An 18,079-nucleotide genomic window follows, 5' to 3' on the forward strand; every position below is an offset into this window, starting at 1 on the left:
GCAGTCACGAGGAAACAACAAGATCATGGCGCCAGTGCAATTCCATCGGCTGCAGATCGCCGAAGTGGTCGCGGAGACGGACCAGGCGCATTCACTGGTATTCGCGCTGCCGGAGGCACTGCGCGAGACCTTTGCCTACCGCCCCGGCCAGTTCCTGACGTTGCGCGTGCCGGTCGACGGCGTGCCGCTGCAGCGCTGCTATTCGCTGTCCAGTTCGCCGGGCGTGGACGGCGCGCTGCGCGTCACCGTCAAGCGCGTGCAGAGCGGGCGCGTGTCCAACTGGATCTGCGACCATCTCGACGCCGGCGATACGGTCGAGGCGATGCCGCCGGCGGGCGTGTTCACGCCGCCCGCGCTGCAGGGCGATTTCCTGCTGCTGGCGGGCGGCAGCGGCATCACGCCGGTGCTGTCGATCGCCAAGGCGGCGCTGCGGCACGGGCGCGGCGCGGTCACGCTGGTGTATGCCAACCGCGACGAGCGCTCCATCATCTTTCGCGAGGCGCTGGCGGAACTGGCGCGCAGCCATCCCGGCCGCCTGCGCGTGATTCACTGGCTGGACAGCGTGCAGGGCCCGCCCACGCAGCGCCAGCTCGAGGAACTGGTGCGGCCGTGGAGCATGGCGCAGTGCTTTGTCTGCGGCCCCGGCCCCTTCATGGACGGCGCCCAGGCCGCGCTGCAGGCGCTGGGCGTGCCGCGCGGCCAGCTGCACGTGGAGCGCTTCGTATCGTTGCCCGATGCGCCGGCGGCCACGGCGCCGGCCAGCGTGGCCGCGACCGAAGCCACGCAGGCCGCCCAGGCCGCGCCCGCGATGCGCGGCGCTGCGCTGACCGTGCAACTGGACGGCGCGACCCACCAGGTCGGCGTAGCGCCCGACGAGACCGTGCTCGACGCGCTGCAACGCGCCGGCGTGGCCGCGCCCAACTCCTGCCGCGCCGGCCTGTGCGGTGCCTGCATGTGCCAGGTGACGCGGGGCGACGTGACGCTCGGCGAAAACCATGTGCTCGACCGCGCCGACCTGGAGGCGGGCTGGACCCTGGCCTGCCAGGCGCGCCCGGCCAGCAGCGAAATCCACCTGAAGTTCCCGGATTGACATGACTCCATCTGACACCCTCGACGCCATTGTGGCACCGGCCGGCATCGACGCCACGGCAAACGACAGCATTGCCGAGACCATTCCCGAGCTGCTGCGGCGCGCGGCCAGCCGCCACGGCGAACGCATCGCCATCCAGGAAGACGGGCTGCGCCTGAGCTACGCCGCACTCGACGCGCACCGGATCGAAGCGGCGCGCGCGCTGATGGCGCTCGGCGTACAGCCCGGCGACCGCGTGGCCGTGTGGGCGCCGAACTTCTCCGAGTGGATCATCGCGGCACTGGCCACGCACAGCGTGGGCGCGGCGCTGGTGCCGCTCAATACGCGCATGAAAGGGGCCGAAGCCGGCGCGGTGCTGGCCGACAGCGGCGCGCGCCTGCTGTTCTGCGTCGACGGCTTCCTCGGCGAAAGCTATCCGCAGATGCTGGCGCCGCATCGACCCGCCACGCTGGAGCGGCTGGTGATCCTGCGGCCGGGGCAGGGCCGGGCCGCCGGCGCGGACGAATTGACGTGGGACGATTTCCTCGCGCGGGCGTCGCACACCGAGCCGGCGGCATTTGCCGCGCGTGAAGCCGGCGTGCGCGGCGACACGCCGATGGACATCATGTTCACCTCGGGCACCACCGGCCGGCCCAAGGGCGTGATGACCGCGCACGCGCAGAACCTGCGCGCCATCGACGGCTGGGCCGCCATCACCGGCGTGCGCGCCGGCGACCGCTACCTGATCGTCAATCCGTTCTTCCATACCTTCGGCTACAAGGCCGGATGGCTGGCGGCGCTGTCGCGCGGGGCCACGGTGCTGCCTCACCTGGTGTTCGACGCCGAGGCCGTGATGACGCGCGTCGAGAACGAACGCATCACGGTGCTGCCTGGCCCGCCAACGCTGTACCAGACGCTGCTCAACGCGCCGCGCCTGCGCGAGTTCGACCTTTCATCGCTGCGCGTGGCGGTGACCGGCGCCTCGGCGATCGCACCGGCGCTGATCCAGCGCATGCGTGACGAACTGGGCTTCGACACCATCATCACCGGCTATGGGCTGACCGAATCATGCGGCTTCGCCACGCTGACGCGCTCCGGCGACGACGCCGAAACCGTTGCCGCCACCTCCGGCCGCGCGATGCCGGGCATCGAAATCCGCTGCATCGATGCGCACGGCGAGGCGGTCGCCACCGGCCAGCCGGGCGAAGTGCTGGTGCGCGGCTACAACGTGATGCAGGGCTATTTCGGCCTGCCGGAAGCCACCGCGGAAGCCATCGACGCCGACGGCTGGCTGCACACGGGCGACGTCGGCACGCTCGATGCGCGCGGCTACCTGCGCATCACCGACCGCATCAAGGACATGTTTATCGTCGGCGGCTTCAACTGCTACCCGGCCGAGGTGGAGAAGCTGCTGGTGGCGCATCCGGCGGTGGCCCAGGTCGCGGTGGTGGGCATGCCGCATGACCGCCTCGGTGAGGTCGGCCGCGCCTATGTGGTACTGCGCCACGGTGCGCGCGTCGACGCCGACACGCTGATCGCCTGGGCACGCCGGCACATGGCCAACTACAAGGTGCCGCGCGAGGTGCTGTTCGTGAGCTCGCTGCCGGTGAGTGCGGCGGGCAAGGTGCTGAAGTACCAGCTGCGTGAAGCCTGACCAATGGGGATATCCAACATGACCGACATTGCCGACATCGCCGACCGCCTTGCGCGCCTGGAAGCCGCGGAGGCGATCCGTGCGCTCAAGCTGCGCTACCTGCGGGCATGCGACGACAAGGATCCCGAAGCCATGCGGGCCTGCTTCGTGGCCGACAACGCGCATATCCACTATGACCGCATCGGCAGCTTTCCCGGGCGTGATGCGCTGGTGCAGTGCTTTGCGGAGCTGGCTTGCCGGCCTACGCTGCGCGAGATGCACTTTGCCGGGCAGTCGGAGATACGGGTACTGGATGACGAGTCGGCGCGGGGTAGCTGGGACCTTGCGTACCTGGCGCTGGATGATGCCAATGGTTCGCGTACGTTCCTGAGCGGGCGCTATGCGGATGAGTATGTGCGGGTCGATGGCGTGTGGTTGATCCGCTCGACGGTGTTTACGACGGGATTGCTGTCGCAGGAAGGATAAAACCGCGCTTGCGTGAGGTGGTGGCAAGTTCGACCACCCGCCGGTTTGCTCCCCTCTCCCGCTTGCGGGAAGGGGGCAGGGGAGAGGGCAGGAGCATGGCAAGCACGACATGGCGACACTTCGTGGATGCTTCGGCCCTCACCCCCACCCCTCTCCCACTGCGCGGGAGAGGGGAGCGTATGCGTGAAGCGGTGGCACGTTCGAACACGTTCGCACCCCGCCGGTTAGCTCCCCTCTCCCGCTTGCGGGAGAGGGGCCGGGGGAGAGGGCAGGAGCATGGCAAGCACGATAAGACGACACTTCGTGGATGCTTCGGCCCTCTCACGCACCCCTCTCCCACTGCGCGGGAGAGGGGGCCCTATGCGTGAAGCGGTGGCACGTTCGAACACGTTCGCACCCCGCCGGTTTGCTCCCCTCTCCCGCTTGCGGGAGAGGGGCAGGGGAGAGGGCAAGAGCATGGCAAGCACGACATGGCGACACTTCGTGGATGCTTCGGCCCTCTCCCCCACCCCTCTCCCACTGCGCGGGAGAGGGGAGCGTATGCGTGAAGCGGTGGCACGTTCGAACACGTTCGCACCCCGCTGGTTTGCTCCCCTCTCCCGCCTGCGGGAGAGGGGCCGGGGGAGAGGGCAGGAGCATGGCAAGCACGACATGGCGACACTTCGTGGATGCTTCGGCCCTCTCATCCACCCCTCTCCCACTGCGCGGGAGAGGGGGCGTCTGCAAGGGGCTGGCTCGCCAGGGCACTATTCCACGATGGCCGGATGCACCGCCGGCGGGCCACCCAAAGCCTCTCGATACGAAGGCGGCTGCACCCCCTCCGCATCGACAATCCCATACTCCAGCGCCGCCTCCGCCGCGATCAGCACCTGGCCCGATTTCTCCATCAGCCCGGGATCGCGATACAGCGCTTCGATGACCTTCCCGGTAAATTCCGGAGTCTCCGCCACCGGCGCGAACGCCGCGTACTTGTCCGGATGCTGCTCCCATACCCGCAGCGTGCGCGCGGTGCGCAGCGGTCCCATCCACACCGACACCGCCGCCACGCCATGCGGCCGCAGGTCCACCGCCATGTCGTGCGCGAACTTGTCGATCCCTGCCTTCTGCGCGCCATAGGCCGGCCCATGCATATAGCAATTGGCGCCGAACGACGACGTGAACACGATCAGCCCGCGTCCCTGCGCCGCCATCACCGGCGCGGCGTGCCAGCTGGCCACGTAGCCGGAACGCAGCCCCACGTCGAGGATGCCGGCCATCTCCAGCGGCTTCTGCCAGAACGGCCCCGGCTGGATCAGCTGGTCATGCAGGTAGGTGGCGTTGTTGACCAGGATGTCGAGTCGTCCGGCTTCTGCGCGCACGCGGCGGAACAGCGCCGCGACCTGGGCGTCGTCGCCATGGTCGCAGGCCACCGCGATGCCGCGCCCGCCAAGCGCATCGACCTCGCGCGCGGTGGCGTGGATGGTGCCCGGCAGGGGGGCGCTGCCTTCCTGCTCGGTGCGCCCGGTCACGTACACCGTTGCGCCAGCCGCGCCGAGCGCCAGCGCGATGCCCTTGCCGGCGCCGCGGGAGCCGCCCGTGACGACCGCGACGATGGCCTGTTCCGACTGCTTCATGTCTGTCTCCTTTGTCCGTGAAGTGCGGGCGCCGTTGCCTCCGCCCGCGCCCGTCCAAGCTTGGGGCGGGCGCCGTCCCGGTACATCCTTCGTTCGGACTAAACGGCGCCGCGGCGGACTACCCCAGGCGGACGATGGTCCCTGGCACGGCAGGGCCGACGATATCTGCCATCCCAACCACCGGTCCGGCGCGCCGCCCAGGCATCGCCGCCGGTCATAACCAAGGAGTGAGCCTGGCCATGTCCGAACTGGAGCCCAAGCAAGCCATCCACGCGCTGACCTGCCGCTATGCGCAGGCGGTGGACCGGCGCGATTTCTCAACCCTGGCCGAGCTGTTCACGGCGGATGCGCGGCTGAGCGGGCCGGGCTTCCACATGGAAGGACCGCAAGCCATTGCCAAGGGCATGGCGGAACTTGGCCAGTACCGCGCCACGCAGCACCATGTGCACCAGCAGCTGGTGGACATCCACGGCGATACCGCGACCGGCGAAACCTATTGCGTGGCCAACCACGTGTACCAGCAGGACGGCGTGCAGCGCAAGCTGGACTGGGGCATCCGCTACCAGGACCGCTTCGAGCGCTTGCAGGGCCAGTGGCGCATCGCGGCGCGCGAACTGGTGGTGGACTGGACGCAGGACCTGCCGCTGCGGGAGGCATGATGACGACCAATCGTGGACTGCAAGGCAAGACCGCACTCGTCACCGGCGGCGCCGGTGGCATCGGCGCGGCCAGCGCGCTGGCGCTGCTGCGCGATGGTGCGGCGGTCGTGCTGATGGGCCGGCGCCGTGAAGCGCTGGAAGCGGCACGGCGAGAGCTGCTTGCGCAAGTGCCCGGCGGCACGGTTGCCGTCAACGTCGGCGACGCGTGCCGCGAGGCCGATGTGCAGGCCGCGCTGCGGCAGGCCTGGGAGCTGGAGCGCCGCATCGATATCGTGGTGGCGACCGTCGGCGGCGGTGGCTTCCGTCCCATGCTGATGCATGACACGGCGTCCCTGATGGCGGAGCTGGAGCTGAATATCGCCAGCGCCTTCCTGGCGATCCGTCACGCCGCGCCGCTGATGGCGCCGCAAGGCGGCGCCATCGTCTGCATTTCTTCGAACGCGGCACGCATGACCTGCCGCTGGCTGTCGGCGTACTGCGCCGCCAAGGGGGGCCTGGAAGCCTTCGTGCGCGCCGCCGCCGAGGAACTGGCCGGATGCGGCATCCGCGTCAATGCGGTGCGGCCCGGCCTGACCCGCTCCGGAGCGACCGGGCCGATGTTCGACAACCCGGCCATGCTCGACAAGTTCGTTGCACAGATGCCGCTGGGCCGCGCCGGCGAGCCGGACGACATCGCCAGCGCGGTGCGCTACCTGGCCGGGCCGGAATCGGGCTGGGTCACCGGGCAGAGCCTCGCCGTCGATGGCGGCAGCGAGCTGCGCGGCAATCCCATCCTCGATGAAACCGTGGCGGCAGTGTATGGCGAAGCCGCGCTGCAAGCGGTGCTGGCCGGCAGGATTCCCGACGCCATCTGAAGCGGACCATCCAGGGAGAGCAACGATGAACCAGGTCAAGGGCAAGGTCGCGCTGGTTACCGGCGCGGCGAGCGGGGTAGGGCGTGCCGATGCGCTGCTGCTGGCGGCGCAAGGCGCGCGCGTGGTGCTCAGCGACGTCAATGAAGAGGCGGGGCAGGCGCTGGCGCGCGAGATCGGCGATACGGCATTGTTCGTGCGCCACGACATCGCTAGTGAAGAAGACTGGGCCAGGGCCATGGCGGCGGCGCACGACCGCTTCGGGCGGCTCGACGTGCTGGTCAACAATGCGGCCATCTGTCCGCCGGGATCGATTGAGCAAACCTCGCTCGACACCTGGCGGCAGGTCATGCGCGTCAATGCGGACGGCTACTTTCTCGGCTGCAAGTTCGGCGTGCAGGCGATGAAGGGCAACCCCGCCGGCGGCTCGATCGTGGTGATGTCGTCGGTGGCGGCGCTGGGCGGACTGCCGATGATGTGCGCGTACAGCGGCGCCAAAGGTGCCGTGACCGCCCTGGCGCGCAGCGTGGCCGTGCACTGCAAGCGCAACGGCTACCGCATCCGCTGCAATTCGATCCATCCCGACGGCATCTGGACGCCGATGACGCAGGCGCTGGTGCCCAACCTCGACCCGGTGGCGCTGGGCATCGGCACGGACCCGATGGCACGCATGTGCCAGCCGGAGGACGTGGCCAACCTGGTGCTGTTCCTGGCGTCGGACGCGTCGCGCTTCATCAATGGCGCGGAACTGCGCGTCGATAACGCGCAACTGATCTCGGGGCTGTAAGGCCGGATGCGGCGGCCCGCCTGCGCGGGCCGCCGCGGGTCCGCCTCGGCGCCCTAGCTGTACTGCGCCACGATCTCGCTCACCGTGCGCAGGATGTCGCGTCGGCGATAGCCGAGCAGGGCGGTCTCGGCCACATCCGGCTCGTAGTAGAGCGTGTTGCCCCGGCCGAAGCAGATCGCCGAGTCAGGCAGCAAGGGATGCTCCTGGTCGATCACCGGCGGTATCGGGCGGCCGGCAGCGCGGAAGAACGCTCCGAAGTAATCCTGGAAAGTCAGGTTCTCGTCGCCCACCAGGTAGGCCTTGCCATTCTTGCCGCGCAACAAGGCGCCTTCGATCGCTTCGGACAGCGACGTGGCCGAGATGAAATTGACGCCGCCCGGCGGCGCGAAGTCCGGCATCGGCGCAAAGCCGCCCCTGGCGTAGTCGGTGTAGGCCGTGAACATCGGCACAGTCAGGCCCGGCACCGTGCCCACCACGAATGGGGCATTGACGCTGCTGACACGGAAGGCGTCCGTGGCCAGTGCCCGCACGCCTTCGTCGGCCAGCTTGCGCGAGCGGATATAGGCGTTGTCCTCGGCCAGCCGCGGCGCCGCCTGCGGATAGAAGCTGCCGACATGCACCGCCGCCCGGATGCCGGCAGCGCGCGCGGCGCGGAAAAAGCGCGGCACGCCTTCGACGTTGGCGCGCTCCCAGTGCGCCGCTTCGTCGCCGCCAGGCGGGACGTGCCGCACATCGTTGCCGGCGGCGAATACCAGCGCATCGAAGGCGCCCAGCTGCGCCGCGGGCAGGTCGTTGGCGATGTAGTCGCAGCGCAGGAAGTCCAGCCCGCCCAGCGGCGTGCCGGAGGCGGGACGGTTGCGGCCCGCGATGGTGACCTCGTGTCCGCGGCTGCGCAGGTGCAGGGCGGCGTGGCCGCCGATCATGCCGTTGCCGCCGACGATGAGTATCTTCATGCTTGTCTCCTTGGTTGGGTGGTGTGGCCGCGTGGCGCGGCCATCAGAGGTTCATGCCGTTGCCGACGATGACCGGCATGTTGGTCCACGCCCCGCTGGGGTCGCGGTACCAGCCGGCGGCGGCCAGGGCGCCGCCGTTGACATGCAGGGCCGTGCCGGTGATCCACGCCGCGCGCGGCCCGGCCAGGAACAGGATGCCGTCGGCGATGTCCTGTGGCGTGCCGAAGCGGCCCAGCGGGATCCAGCTCGGGATACGGTGCTGGTGCTCGGCGGCAACCATCTGCGACACGGGGACCTGCGGGGTCTCGGTGGTCTCGGGGGCGATCAGGTTGACGCGGATGCGCGCCGGCGCCAGCTCCAGCGCCAGGCTCTGCGTAAAGCCGGTGATGGCGGCCTTGAAGGCGCCGTAGACGCTGCAGTACGGAATGCCGCGGAAGGCCTCGATCGACGACACGCTGACGATGCTGCCGGACTCGCCGCGCCGCAGCAGTGGCAGCATGGCGCGGGTCACGGTGAAGACGTGGCCGAGGTTGGCGGCGTAGAGGCTGGCGATCTCGCCGTCGGTATAGTCCTCGAACGGCCTGGCGATGCGCAGGAAGTCGCCGACGTTGTTGACCAGCACGTCGAGCCGCCCGAAACGCCGTTCGATCTGCGCGGCCAGCTCGCGCACGGTGCCGGCGTCGGCCGCGTCTCCCTGCACCACCAGCACGTCGGCGCCGGTCCTGCCCAGCAACTCGTGGGCATGGTCGGCGCGCTGCGCGTCGAGCTCAAGGATCGCCACGCGCGCGCCCTGGTCCAGAAAGGCCTGTGCGGTGGCGAGCCCGATGCCGGCGCCGCCGCCGGTGACCAGCACGGTCTTGTCAGTGAAATCCATCTCGGTTGTTCTCCTTCGGTTGCACTGCGGGGATGCGCGCATTGGATCCGCGGCGGGCGCGGCGAACATCGTCCGATTGCAGGTCAGGGAAAACACCGAGGGCCGCGCATTGGCGTTCAACCGGCGGGCAGCGTCCCTATAATCTGCGCTGCCCCCAGGCGCCGCAGAGCGCCGGCAGGCACACACGTGGCGTGGAACCAGGAGACAAGGTATGTTGATGGCGACCGTTGGGGCGCAGGAAATGGCGTCGCCTTTGCTCGCGCAGTCAGGCTTGGGCGTCGCGCAGTTCAGCGCGCTGCTGGCCGCGGTCTATGAGGGCCCGATGGAACCCGTGCCCTGGGGCCACGCGCTGGAAATGCTGCGCAAGCTACTTGATGCCAGCTATGTGAGCTTTATCCTGCGCTCGCCCGCCAGCGACCGCAGCGGCCTGGCGGTGCATGCTTCGGCGCACGGCACCTCGCTGGAGGCCGAGGCTTCCTACAACAGCTACTACTACGCGATCGATCCCTTCATCAACCTGCCCACCGACCGGGCGGTCACGGTCGACGAAGCGCTGGGCGCCGGCAACTGGTGCCACAGCGAGATCTACCGGCAATTCCTGCAGCCGCTCGGCATCCGCTACCTGCTGGGCGCGGACATCCGTACCGAAGATGGCGTCGAGTGCCGCCTGCGCATCTGCCGCCAGGACGACGCGCGGGATTTCTCCGACGTGGACAAGGCGACCTGCGGCGCCATCCTGCCGCACCTGAAGCGCGCGATCCGGCTGCATTCGCGGCTGGATGTGGTCGAATCCGAGCGCTCGCTCTATGCGGGTGCGATCGACCGCATGCTGGTGGGCATGGTGATCCTCGACGCCGCCGGCACGATCCTCAAGAAGAATCCGGAGGCCGACGAGATCCTGGCGGAGAACGACGGCATCCGCCTCAACGGCAACAGCTTCGAGATCGCCTACGCCCACGAGAGCCGCAAGTTCCAGTACCTGCTGCGCCGCGCGCAGCTGGGACACCACGGCAGCGAGCCGGCGCTGGCCGAGGCGATGTCGATCACCCGTCCGTCCGGGCGCGGCAAGCTCGGCGTGCTGGTCCGCACCATTCCGCTCAGCGAGTGGTCGGAGGAGAACCGGCACCGGCCCGCCTGCGCGGTCTTTATCCGCGATCCCGAGCGCAAGTCGCGCGCCTCGCACGAGGTGGTGCGCAAGCTGTTCGACCTCACCCCCGCCGAAACCGCGCTGGCACTGGTGCTTGCCGACGGCATGACGCTCGACGAAGCCGCCGAGGCCCTGGGTACCAGCAAGAACACGGCACGCGCCCACCTGCGCTCGATCTTCTCCAAGACCGGGGTCACGCGGCAGGCCACGCTGGTGCGCATGCTGCTGAGCAGTGTCGTGACGCTCGGCTGAGCGCGATCCGTAGCCAGTGCAACATCCTCCACCGTCTAGTCCGGTTGGAGGATGAGCGTTCCCATCCACGCGCCTAGCATGCACAGGACCAGCGGGCGCGGCAGCCGGATCGCCCCGTGCCCGCATCAACCTGTCCGGCTGCGGCCGGCACCTGTACCAGGGAGCGTGGAGCATGGAGAAAGTCATCTATATCGTCTGGCGCGATGCGCGTACCGAGCCGGCGGAGTTCGCGCGCCGCTTGCGCACGACGCTCGCGGACCAGCTGCTGGCGCTGGGCGCGCGCGGCTTGCAGGTCAACGTGGCGGATGACGCCGTGCTGCCTGCCGCGGGCCTGCGCCAGGTGAACACGCGGCCGCAGATGGAAGGGCTGGTGTCGGTCTGGATCGACAGCGCCGTCGACCGCCTGCGCCGGCCGTTCGACCAGGCGGTCGAGGCAGCGGTCGGCCGCATGGCCGGCTACCTCGTCACGGAGTCCCAGCCGATCCGCAATACGCGTTTCCCGGCCAGGCCGGGCGAGCGCACCCCCGGTTTCGCGCAACTGGCATTCCTGACGCGGCCGCCCCGGCTGACGCCGCAGGCGTGGCTGGACACCTGGCACAACCACCATACGCAGGTGGCGGTCGAGACCCAGGACAACTTCCTCTATGTGCAGAACGTGGTGGTGCGGCCGCTCACCTACGCCGCGCCACCGTACGACGCCATCGTCGAGGAATGCTTCCCCGGCGCCGCAATGACCGACCCGCGGGCGTTCTTCGACGCCGTCGGCGATGAAGAGAAGTTCCAGCGCAACCTGCAGGCCATGATGGCAAGCTGCCAGCGCTTCATCGACTTCGACAGGATCGACGTGGTACCCACCAGCCAGTACATCGTCAGGCCCGCCAGCGCCTGAGTCCGGCCCCGGATCGGCTAGTCCCACTGGACGATGTGCCGGGTGGCGGCGCACGGAAGAATAGGTCTCATCAGCCAGCAGTGGCAACGAACAGAGGAGACCGGCATGTTGGATATTCGTGCGCTTGGCTACATCGTGGTCGAGTCCACCGACATCGGGCAGTGGCGAGGCTATGCCGAGCAGGTACTCGGCATGGCCTGCTCCGGCGCGCCCGGCGGTGCGCTCTACGTGAAGATGGATGAGCGCGACTACCGCTACCTGGTGGTGCCCGGCGCGCGCGACCGCTACCTGGCCTCGGGCTGGGAGCTGGCCGACGAGCCCGCCTATCGCCATGCGCTCGAGACGCTGCGCCGGGCCGATGTCGAAGTCGTGCACGCCACTCCCGCCGAACTGGCGCAACGCCGGGTGCAGGCCATGGCGTGGTTTGCCGATCCGTCGGGCAACCGCCACGAGATTTCATGGGGCATGCGCTCGGACTTCCTGCGCTTCGTCTCGCCGGTCGGCGTGCCGCGCTTCATCACCGACCCGATGGGCGCGGGCCACACCGTGCTGCCGGCCCCGGCCTTCGACCAGACCTATGCCTTCCTGCGCGATGTGATGGGCTTCGGCCTGTCCGACATCTACCGCGTGCGCTTCACCAGCGATCCCGACGAGCCGGAAAAGCGCATCCACTTCCTGCATTGCGCCAACGGCCGCCACCACAGCCTGGCGATCTTCGAGATGCCGTCGGAAGCCGGCTGCATCCACGTGATGGCGGAGGTGCCCGACATGGCCGAAGTGGGCCGCGCGCTGGACCGGGTGCAGCAGCACGGCGTGAAGCTGTCGGCCACGCTTGGGCAGCACTGCAATGACCGCATGACTTCCTTCTACATGAAGACCCCCGGCGGCTTCGACCTCGAATTCGGCCACGGCGGGCTGGTGGTGGACTGGAGCCACCACGCCGCCTACGAGGCCACGCGGGTCAGCCTGTGGGGCCATGACTTCAGCATCGGATACCGCTAAGCGCGGCACAGACCTATGACCAAGACGATCGACAAGACCATGAGCGCGGCCGACGTGGTCGGCCAGCTCGCCGATGGCATGGCCATCGGCATCGGCGGCTGGGGCCCGCGCCGCAAACCGATGGCGCTGGTGCGCGAGATCCTGCGCTCGCCGCTGAAAGACCTGACCGTGGTTGCCTACGGCGGCCCCGAGGTGGGCATGCTGTGCGCCGCCGGCAAGGTGCGCCGGCTGGTGTTCGGCTTTGTCTCGCTCGACGTGATCCCGCTCGAGCCGTACTTCCGCCAGGCGCGCGAGCGCGGCCTGCTGGCCGTGACCGAGCTGGACGAGGGCATGCTGCAGCTGGGCCTGCGCGCGGCCGCCGCGCGCCTGCCGTTCCTGCCGACGCGCGCCGCGATGGGCACCGACGTGCTGGACCGCAACCCCAACCTGAAGACGGTCCGTTCGCCGTACGACGACGGCGAAGTGCTGCTGGCGATGCCGGCGATCCCGCTGGATGCGGCGCTGCTGCACGTGAACGAAAGCGATGTGCTGGGCAACACCCGCATCGACGGCCCCGATCCCTTCTTCGATGAGTGGTTCGCGCGCGCCGCGCAGCGCTGCTATGTCAGCTGCGAAACGCTGCACCAGCGCCTCGAAGACACCGAGCTGGCGCGCGCCCGCAACAACCCGTTCGAACGTGCGCTGGTGACCGGCGTGGTGCACGCGCCGGCGGGGGCCCATCCCACTTCGTGCGCGCCCGCCTATGGCTGGGACCTGCCGGCGCTGAAGTCCTACTGCGCCAGCGCCGACGCCGAAGACGGCTTCCGCGCCTATCGCGACGAGGTGGTGGGCGACAGCGAGGCGCATTACCTGGCGTGCATCGGCGGCCCTGGCCACGTGCACGACCTGCCGCTGCCCGTACTTTGATCCCAAGGAGCGACCGTGAGCGCCACTTATGAATTTACCCGCGCCGAGCTGATGATCGCCGCCGCCGCCCGCGCCTGGCGCGACGACGGCGAGGTGCTGGCCACCGGCATCGGCACCGGCCCGCGCATCGCCGCCGGCCTGGCGCGGCTTGCGCACAATCCCGGCCTGCTGCTCACCGACGGCGAGGCCTACCTGGTCGAAACGCCGGTGCCGCTGGGCCAGCGCGAACCGGACTACCAGGTGCGCGCGAGCGGCTGGATGGGCTATGCGCGCGTGTTCGACTGCCTGTGGGGCGGACGGCGACATGCGCTGGTGATGCCGACGCAGATCGACCGCTTCGGCCAGGCCAACATCTCCTGCCTGGGCGGCACCCACGCGCAGCCGAAAACGCAGTTGCTGGGCGCGCGCGGTTTTCCCGGCAACAGCATCCACCACGCCAATTCGTTCTTCGTGCCGGGCCACAGCACGCGCGCCTTTGTCGCCGGCGAAGTCGACATGGTCTGCAGCGTGGGCTACAACCCGGCGCGCCGGATCGAAGGCATGCGCAGCTTCGTCGACCTGCGCGTGATCGTCAGCGACCTGTGCGTGATGGACTTCGGCGGCGCCGACCATGCCATCCGCGTGCGCTCGCTGCACCCGGGCGTCAGCCTGGAGCAGGTGCAGTCGGCCACCGGCTTTGCGCTGGCCAACACGCCCGGGGAAACGTTGCCGGAGACGGCGGCACCGACGCCGGAAGAACTGCGGCTGATCGCGCAGCTCGACCCGCACAACCTGCGCGCCGCGATCGTGCGCGGCAATCCTTCCGCACGCGCCTGAGACTGCCATGACATCGCCTGCCATCGAACCCATCAGCCTCGGTCCGAACGCCGAGGTGCTCTATCAGGTCGCCGACGGCATCGCCACGGTGACCATGAACCGGCCGCAGTTCCACAACGCGCAGAACTCGAAGATGACGTATGCGCTGGACGAGGCCTACCGGCGCGCCGCCGCCGACGACGCGGTCAAGGTGATCGTGCTGCGCGGCGCCGGCAAGCACTTTTCCGCCGGCCATGACATCGGCACGCCGGGGCGCGACATCAACGAGTCGTTCGAGCGCGCCTCGCTCTGGTATGACCACGTCAACAAGCCCGGCGGAGAATTCCTCTATGCGCGCGAGCAGGAGGTCTACCTGGGCATGTGCCGGCGCTGGCGCGAACTGCCCAAGCCGACCATCGCCATGGTGCACGGCGCCTGCATCGCCGGCGGCCTGATGCTGGCCTGGGTGTGCGACCTGATCGTGGCCTCCGACGATGCCTTCTTTGCCGATCCGGTGGTGCGCATGGGGATCCCCGGCGTCGAGTACTTCGCGCATGCGTATGAGCTGCACCCGCGCATCGCCAAGGAGTTCCTGTTCCTGGGCGAGCGCATGGGCGCCGAGCGCGCCGAGCGCATGGGCATGGTCAACCGCGTGGTGCCGCGCGACGCGCTGGAGGACACCGTCTACGGCATGGCTGCCAAGGTCGCGCAGATGCCGCGCCTCGGCCTGACGCTGACCAAGCAGGCGGTCAACCATGTGGAGGACCTGCAGGGCAAGCGCACCGCGATGGATGCGGTCTTCGCCTGGCACCACTTTGCCCACGCCCACAACGAACTGGTCAGCGGCGACAAGCTGGGCGGCTACGACGCGCGCGCGATGGCGGCGTCGCAGCGCACCGGCGGCGAGGACAAGGCATGAGCGCCGCCAGCCTGCACACCGTGCTGTGCGATCTGCTCGGCTGCCGCTATCCGATCGTGCAGACGGCGATGGGCTGGGTCGCCGACGCCAAGCTGGTCGCCGCCAGCGGCAACGCCGGGGCGTTCGGCTTTCTTGCCGGCGCGACCATTCCGCCCGGCGAGGTCGAGCAGGAGATCCTGCGCGTCAAGGCGCTCAGCGAACGGCCCTTCGGCATCAACTTCCACATGTTCCAGCCCAACGCGCACGAGGTCATCGAGATGGCGATCCGCCACCGGCTGCGCGCGGTCAGCTACGGGCGCGGCCCGGACGCGAAGATGGTCGGCCGGCTCAAGGCGGCAGGCATCGTCTGCATGCCAACCGTGGGCGCCGCGAGGCACGCGGCCAAGGCCGTGGAAATGGGTGCGGACGTGGTCACGGTGCAGGGCGGCGAGGGCGGCGGCCATACCGGCGGCACGCCCACCATGCTGCTGCTGCCGCAGGTGCTGGACAGCGTCAGCGTGCCGGTGGTGGCGGCGGGCGGCTTTTTCGACGGCCGCGGGCTGGCCGCGGCGCTGGCCTATGGCGCTGCAGGCGTGGCCATGGGCACGCGTTTCCTGATGTCTGCCGAGTCGCCGGTGCCGGCACAGACGCTAGAGCGCTACGTCAAGGTCCGTGACGCCGGCCAGATCCGCGTGTCGCTGGCGATCGACGGGCTGCCGCAGCGGATGATCGACAACGATTTGCTGGTCGGGCTGGAAAAGGCCGGACCGTTGCGGCGTACCTGGCTGGCGCTGGCGGCCGCGCGCAAATGGCAGGCGCGTACCGGCATGCGCAGCACGCAGTTGCTGGCAACCGCCTGGCGCGCGATGCGCGAACAGGACTACAGCGCCGCGCAAACGCTGATGGCTGCCAATGCGCCGGTGCTGATCCAGCGCGCGATGGTGGAGGGGTGCCCGGATGAGGGCGTGCTGCCTAGCGGGCAGGCGGCCGCGGCGATCGGCGCGATCGAGTCGTGCGAGCAGATCGTGGCGGGGATGGTCGGGCAGGCGCTGGCGCGGATGGAGGCGCTGGCTATGCGGGAGGCCGGACTTCGTTGACGCGCCCGCCCTCTCCCCCAGCCCCTCTCCCGCGCGCGGGAGAGGGGAGCAAGCCGGCGGCATGGGCAATGCCCCCAAGGCATTCGAGATCCCGCTTGTGTACTCCCTCTCCCGCTTGCGGGAGAGGGCCGGGGAGAGGGCCGGCGTTTCCATCGCAGCGAGCCTTAGAAAGCCGACCCAACGCACAAACAACCATGACAAGCCAACCAACCATGAAACCGACCGACCAACCCTTCCGCATCGACACCGCCGACGGCATCGCCGAGCTGGTGATCGACCATCCGCCCGTCAACGCGCTCGACAACGCCGGCTGGCATGCACTGGCCGCGGCCATCGACCGCCTCGGCAACGAGCCGGCGGTGCGCGTGATCGTGCTGCGCGGCGAAGGCCGCGGCTTCTGCGCGGGCGTCGATATCAAGGAGCTGTCCGCACATCCGGAGCGCATCGTCGACGTCAACGCCGGCAACTACGCCACCTTCCGCGCCGTGCACCGCAATCCCAAACCGGTCATCGTCGCCGTGCACGGCTTCGTGCTGGGTGGTGGCATCGGCATCTGCGGCGCGGCCGACATCATCGTGGCGTCGGAGTGCGCGCGCTTTGGCGTGCCCGAGATCGATCGCGGCGCCATGGGCGGCGGCGCGCACCTGCAGCGCATGTTCGGCGTGCAGAAGGTGCGGGCGATGTATTTCACCGGCGAGATGATCGACGCCGCCGAGGCCTACCGGCTGGGCGCAGTCGAACGCGTGGTGCCGCGCGCCGGACTGCGCGATGCCGCCATGACGCTGGCCCGCCAGATCGCAGCCAAGAGCCCGGCCATGCTGCAGCTGGCCAAGGAAGCGCTCAACGGCGTGGAAGACGGCAACCTGGAAGACAAGTACCGCTGGGAGCAAGGCTTCACGCTGCAGGCCTATATGAGCGCCGATTCGGGCGAGGCGCGCGCCGCGTTCGTCGAAGGCCGCGAAGCCAGCTTCGCACAAGGGGCGCGCGATGCAGCTTGAGTACACCGACGCCCAGCGCGCCTTCCGCGCCGAGGTGCGCGACTGGATGGCCGCGCACGTGCCCCGCACCCCGCTGGAAAGCTTCGACACCGAGGCAGGCTTTGCCCAGCACCGCGCCTGGGAAGCCACGCTCAACCATTGCCGCTGGAGCATGGTCACGTGGCCGGCCGAACTGGGCGGGCGCGGCTGCGACCTGATCGAGTGGCTGATCTTCGAGGAAGAGTACTGGCGCGCCGGCGCGCCGATGCGCGTGAACCAGAACGGCATCTTCCTGCTCGGGCCCACGCTGATGGAGTTCGGCACCGAGGCGCAGAAGGCGCGCTTCCTGCCGCGCATGGCTTCGGGCGAGCACATCTGGGCGCAGGGCTGGTCCGAGCCGAACGCCGGCTCGGACATGGCCGCGATCCGCTGCAGCGCGATCCGGCAGGGCGATGACTACGTGATCAACGGGCAGAAGATCTGGTCGACGCGGGCAGTGTGGGCCGACTGGCTGTTCGGCCTGTTCCGCACCGACCCGGCGTCGACGCGCCACCACGGACTGACCTTCGTGCTGGTGCCGCTGAATACGCCCGGCATCACCGTGCGCCCGATCCGCCAGCTCAACGGCCAGACCGGCTTTGCCGAGATTTTTTTCGACGACGTGCGCGTGCCAGTGGAAAACCGGCTGGCCGCCGAGGGCGCCGGCTGGCAGGTGGCGATGGCCACCGCCGGCTTCGAGCGCGGCCTGATGCTGCGCTCGCCGGCGCGCTTCCAGGAGACCGCGCGCGCGCTGGTGCGGCTGTACCAGGCCAACCGCGAGGCCGCGGACCGCGACCCGTCGCTGCGCGACGCGGTGCTGCGCGCATGGATGGATGCCGAGGCCTACACGCTGTCGACCTACGCCACCGCGAGCCGGCTGGTAAAGGGCGGCCACATCGGCGCGGAATCGAGCACCAACAAGGTGTTCTGGTCGGAGCTGGACATCCATATGCACGATACCGCGCTGGCCATCCTGGGGCAGGCGGCAGAAGTCGCGCCGGCCGGCCAGCCGCCGGGTTCGCTCGGCCACTGGCTGGATGGTTTTCTGTTCTCGCAGGCCGGGCCGATCTACGCCGGCACCAACGAGATCCAGCGCAACATCGTCGCCGAGCGCCTGCTCGGCATGCCGCGCGCATGACGGCACCCGGGGAA

18 protein-coding genes are annotated in these 18,079 nt (G+C 69.3%); 15 read left to right on the plus strand and 3 right to left on the minus strand.

Features of this window, described 5'->3' with window-relative positions:
* Nucleotides 1-25 precede the first annotated feature (25 nt).
* The 3 genes from CBM2586_RS19575 to CBM2586_RS19585 are packed head-to-tail and all read left to right on the plus strand — an operon-like array spanning nucleotide 26 to nucleotide 3,188.
* Nucleotides 26-1,090 (plus strand): ferredoxin--NADP reductase, encoded by a 1,065-nt coding sequence (locus CBM2586_RS19575; RefSeq protein WP_115665328.1) that lies wholly within the window; start codon nucleotides 26-28, stop codon nucleotides 1,088-1,090.
* Nucleotide 1,091: 1 nt separating this feature from the next.
* Nucleotides 1,092-2,723: a FadD3 family acyl-CoA ligase gene (locus CBM2586_RS19580; protein WP_115689311.1), complete on the plus strand. Its 1,632-nt coding sequence runs from the start codon at nucleotides 1,092-1,094 to the stop codon at nucleotides 2,721-2,723.
* 18 nt (nucleotides 2,724-2,741) lie between these two features.
* Complete coding sequence (locus tag CBM2586_RS19585) at nucleotides 2,742-3,188, plus strand: nuclear transport factor 2 family protein (RefSeq protein WP_115689313.1); 447 nt, start codon at nucleotides 2,742-2,744, stop codon at nucleotides 3,186-3,188.
* A 746-nt stretch (nucleotides 3,189-3,934) separates the two neighbouring features.
* Here the strand turns inward: CBM2586_RS19585 and CBM2586_RS19590 are convergent.
* On the minus strand, nucleotides 3,935-4,801 hold the full coding sequence (locus tag CBM2586_RS19590) for an SDR family NAD(P)-dependent oxidoreductase (protein ID WP_115665325.1): 867 nt from the start codon (nucleotides 4,799-4,801) through the stop codon (nucleotides 3,935-3,937).
* 239 nt (nucleotides 4,802-5,040) lie between these two features.
* Here CBM2586_RS19590 and CBM2586_RS19595 point away from each other — a divergent pair, with 239 nt between their 5' ends.
* Genes CBM2586_RS19595 through CBM2586_RS19605 form a run of 3 tightly spaced genes read left to right on the plus strand, consistent with a single transcriptional unit; the run spans nucleotide 5,041 to nucleotide 7,098 of the window.
* Nucleotides 5,041-5,460: a nuclear transport factor 2 family protein gene (locus tag CBM2586_RS19595; RefSeq protein WP_115665324.1), complete on the plus strand. Its 420-nt coding sequence runs from the start codon at nucleotides 5,041-5,043 to the stop codon at nucleotides 5,458-5,460.
* A complete protein-coding gene (locus CBM2586_RS19600; RefSeq protein WP_115665323.1) occupies nucleotides 5,457-6,314 on the plus strand; it encodes an SDR family NAD(P)-dependent oxidoreductase in 858 nt (285 codons plus the stop codon). Before CBM2586_RS19595 ends, CBM2586_RS19600 begins: the two co-directional genes overlap by 4 nt.
* Nucleotides 6,315-6,339: 25 nt before the next feature.
* On the plus strand, nucleotides 6,340-7,098 hold the full coding sequence (locus CBM2586_RS19605) for an SDR family oxidoreductase (RefSeq protein ID WP_115689315.1): 759 nt from the start codon (nucleotides 6,340-6,342) through the stop codon (nucleotides 7,096-7,098).
* 53 nt (nucleotides 7,099-7,151) lie between these two features.
* Here the strand turns inward: CBM2586_RS19605 and CBM2586_RS19610 are convergent, their stop codons facing one another.
* Nucleotides 7,152-8,051 (minus strand): NAD-dependent epimerase/dehydratase family protein, encoded by a 900-nt coding sequence (locus tag CBM2586_RS19610; protein ID WP_115689317.1) that lies wholly within the window; start codon nucleotides 8,049-8,051, stop codon nucleotides 7,152-7,154.
* 43 nt (nucleotides 8,052-8,094) lie between these two features.
* Nucleotides 8,095-8,925 (minus strand): SDR family NAD(P)-dependent oxidoreductase, encoded by an 831-nt coding sequence (locus CBM2586_RS19615; RefSeq protein WP_115665320.1) that lies wholly within the window; start codon nucleotides 8,923-8,925, stop codon nucleotides 8,095-8,097.
* 211 nt (nucleotides 8,926-9,136) lie between these two features.
* Between CBM2586_RS19615 and CBM2586_RS19620 the strand changes: the two genes are divergently transcribed.
* The 9 genes from CBM2586_RS19620 to CBM2586_RS19660 all read left to right on the plus strand — a co-directional run bounded on the left by CBM2586_RS19620 (nucleotide 9,137) and on the right by CBM2586_RS19660 (nucleotide 18,065).
* Entirely contained in the window at nucleotides 9,137-10,324 is a 1,188-nt protein-coding gene (locus tag CBM2586_RS19620) for a helix-turn-helix transcriptional regulator (protein WP_115689319.1), read from the plus strand.
* A gap of 172 nt (nucleotides 10,325-10,496) precedes the next feature.
* A complete protein-coding gene (locus CBM2586_RS19625; protein WP_115689321.1) occupies nucleotides 10,497-11,213 on the plus strand; it encodes an EthD domain-containing protein in 717 nt (238 codons plus the stop codon).
* Between the two features lie 105 nt (nucleotides 11,214-11,318).
* Nucleotides 11,319-12,215 (plus strand): VOC family protein, encoded by an 897-nt coding sequence (locus CBM2586_RS19630; protein ID WP_115689323.1) that lies wholly within the window; start codon nucleotides 11,319-11,321, stop codon nucleotides 12,213-12,215.
* Between the two features lie 15 nt (nucleotides 12,216-12,230).
* Nucleotides 12,231-13,121 carry a CoA transferase subunit A gene (locus CBM2586_RS19635; RefSeq protein WP_115689325.1) on the plus strand — a complete coding sequence of 297 codons (891 nt, stop codon included), beginning with the start codon at nucleotides 12,231-12,233 and terminating at the stop codon, nucleotides 13,119-13,121.
* Between the two features lie 15 nt (nucleotides 13,122-13,136).
* Nucleotides 13,137-13,937, plus strand: coding sequence for a CoA-transferase subunit beta (locus CBM2586_RS19640; protein WP_115689327.1), 801 nt, complete (start codon nucleotides 13,137-13,139; stop codon nucleotides 13,935-13,937).
* 7 nt (nucleotides 13,938-13,944) lie between these two features.
* Nucleotides 13,945-14,835, plus strand: a complete 891-nt coding sequence (locus tag CBM2586_RS19645; protein WP_115665315.1) for an enoyl-CoA hydratase — start codon at nucleotides 13,945-13,947, stop codon at nucleotides 14,833-14,835.
* Nucleotides 14,832-15,911: an NAD(P)H-dependent flavin oxidoreductase gene (locus tag CBM2586_RS19650; RefSeq protein ID WP_115665314.1), complete on the plus strand. Its 1,080-nt coding sequence runs from the start codon at nucleotides 14,832-14,834 to the stop codon at nucleotides 15,909-15,911. The genes CBM2586_RS19645 and CBM2586_RS19650 overlap by 4 nt, the downstream gene beginning before the upstream one ends.
* 212 nt (nucleotides 15,912-16,123) lie before the next feature.
* Complete coding sequence (locus tag CBM2586_RS19655) at nucleotides 16,124-16,909, plus strand: enoyl-CoA hydratase family protein (RefSeq protein ID WP_115665313.1); 786 nt, start codon at nucleotides 16,124-16,126, stop codon at nucleotides 16,907-16,909.
* A complete protein-coding gene (locus tag CBM2586_RS19660) occupies nucleotides 16,899-18,065 on the plus strand; it encodes an acyl-CoA dehydrogenase family protein (RefSeq protein ID WP_115689331.1) in 1,167 nt (388 codons plus the stop codon). Before CBM2586_RS19655 ends, CBM2586_RS19660 begins: the two co-directional genes overlap by 11 nt.
* Nucleotides 18,066-18,079: the final 14 nt, after the last annotated feature.

This window comes from Cupriavidus taiwanensis, assembly GCF_900250115.1.
Lineage (GTDB): Bacteria > Pseudomonadota > Gammaproteobacteria > Burkholderiales > Burkholderiaceae > Cupriavidus > Cupriavidus taiwanensis_B.

What these genes read in the sequence shown, in the direction of transcription:
- CBM2586_RS19595 (WP_115665324.1), top strand. Translation starts at nt 5,041, where the DNA reads ATGTCCGAACTGGAGCCCAAGCAAGCCATCCACGCGCTGACCTGCCGC.
- CBM2586_RS19575 (WP_115665328.1), top strand. Translation starts at nt 26, where the DNA reads ATGGCGCCAGTGCAATTCCATCGGCTGCAGATCGCCGAAGTGGTCGCG.
- CBM2586_RS19660 (WP_115689331.1), top strand. Translation starts at nt 16,899, where the DNA reads ATGCAGCTTGAGTACACCGACGCCCAGCGCGCCTTCCGCGCCGAGGTG.
- CBM2586_RS19625 (WP_115689321.1), top strand. Translation starts at nt 10,497, where the DNA reads ATGGAGAAAGTCATCTATATCGTCTGGCGCGATGCGCGTACCGAGCCG.
- CBM2586_RS19630 (WP_115689323.1), top strand. Translation starts at nt 11,319, where the DNA reads ATGTTGGATATTCGTGCGCTTGGCTACATCGTGGTCGAGTCCACCGAC.
- CBM2586_RS19655 (WP_115665313.1), top strand. Translation starts at nt 16,124, where the DNA reads ATGAAACCGACCGACCAACCCTTCCGCATCGACACCGCCGACGGCATC.
- CBM2586_RS19600 (WP_115665323.1), top strand. Translation starts at nt 5,457, where the DNA reads ATGATGACGACCAATCGTGGACTGCAAGGCAAGACCGCACTCGTCACC.
- CBM2586_RS19590 (WP_115665325.1), bottom strand. Translation starts at nt 4,801, where the DNA reads ATGAAGCAGTCGGAACAGGCCATCGTCGCGGTCGTCACGGGCGGCTCC.
- CBM2586_RS19635 (WP_115689325.1), top strand. Translation starts at nt 12,231, where the DNA reads ATGACCAAGACGATCGACAAGACCATGAGCGCGGCCGACGTGGTCGGC.
- CBM2586_RS19645 (WP_115665315.1), top strand. Translation starts at nt 13,945, where the DNA reads ATGACATCGCCTGCCATCGAACCCATCAGCCTCGGTCCGAACGCCGAG.
- CBM2586_RS19605 (WP_115689315.1), top strand. Translation starts at nt 6,340, where the DNA reads ATGAACCAGGTCAAGGGCAAGGTCGCGCTGGTTACCGGCGCGGCGAGC.
- CBM2586_RS19620 (WP_115689319.1), top strand. Translation starts at nt 9,137, where the DNA reads ATGTTGATGGCGACCGTTGGGGCGCAGGAAATGGCGTCGCCTTTGCTC.
- CBM2586_RS19650 (WP_115665314.1), top strand. Translation starts at nt 14,832, where the DNA reads ATGAGCGCCGCCAGCCTGCACACCGTGCTGTGCGATCTGCTCGGCTGC.
- CBM2586_RS19585 (WP_115689313.1), top strand. Translation starts at nt 2,742, where the DNA reads ATGACCGACATTGCCGACATCGCCGACCGCCTTGCGCGCCTGGAAGCC.
- CBM2586_RS19580 (WP_115689311.1), top strand. Translation starts at nt 1,092, where the DNA reads ATGACTCCATCTGACACCCTCGACGCCATTGTGGCACCGGCCGGCATC.
- CBM2586_RS19615 (WP_115665320.1), bottom strand. Translation starts at nt 8,925, where the DNA reads ATGGATTTCACTGACAAGACCGTGCTGGTCACCGGCGGCGGCGCCGGC.
- CBM2586_RS19610 (WP_115689317.1), bottom strand. Translation starts at nt 8,051, where the DNA reads ATGAAGATACTCATCGTCGGCGGCAACGGCATGATCGGCGGCCACGCC.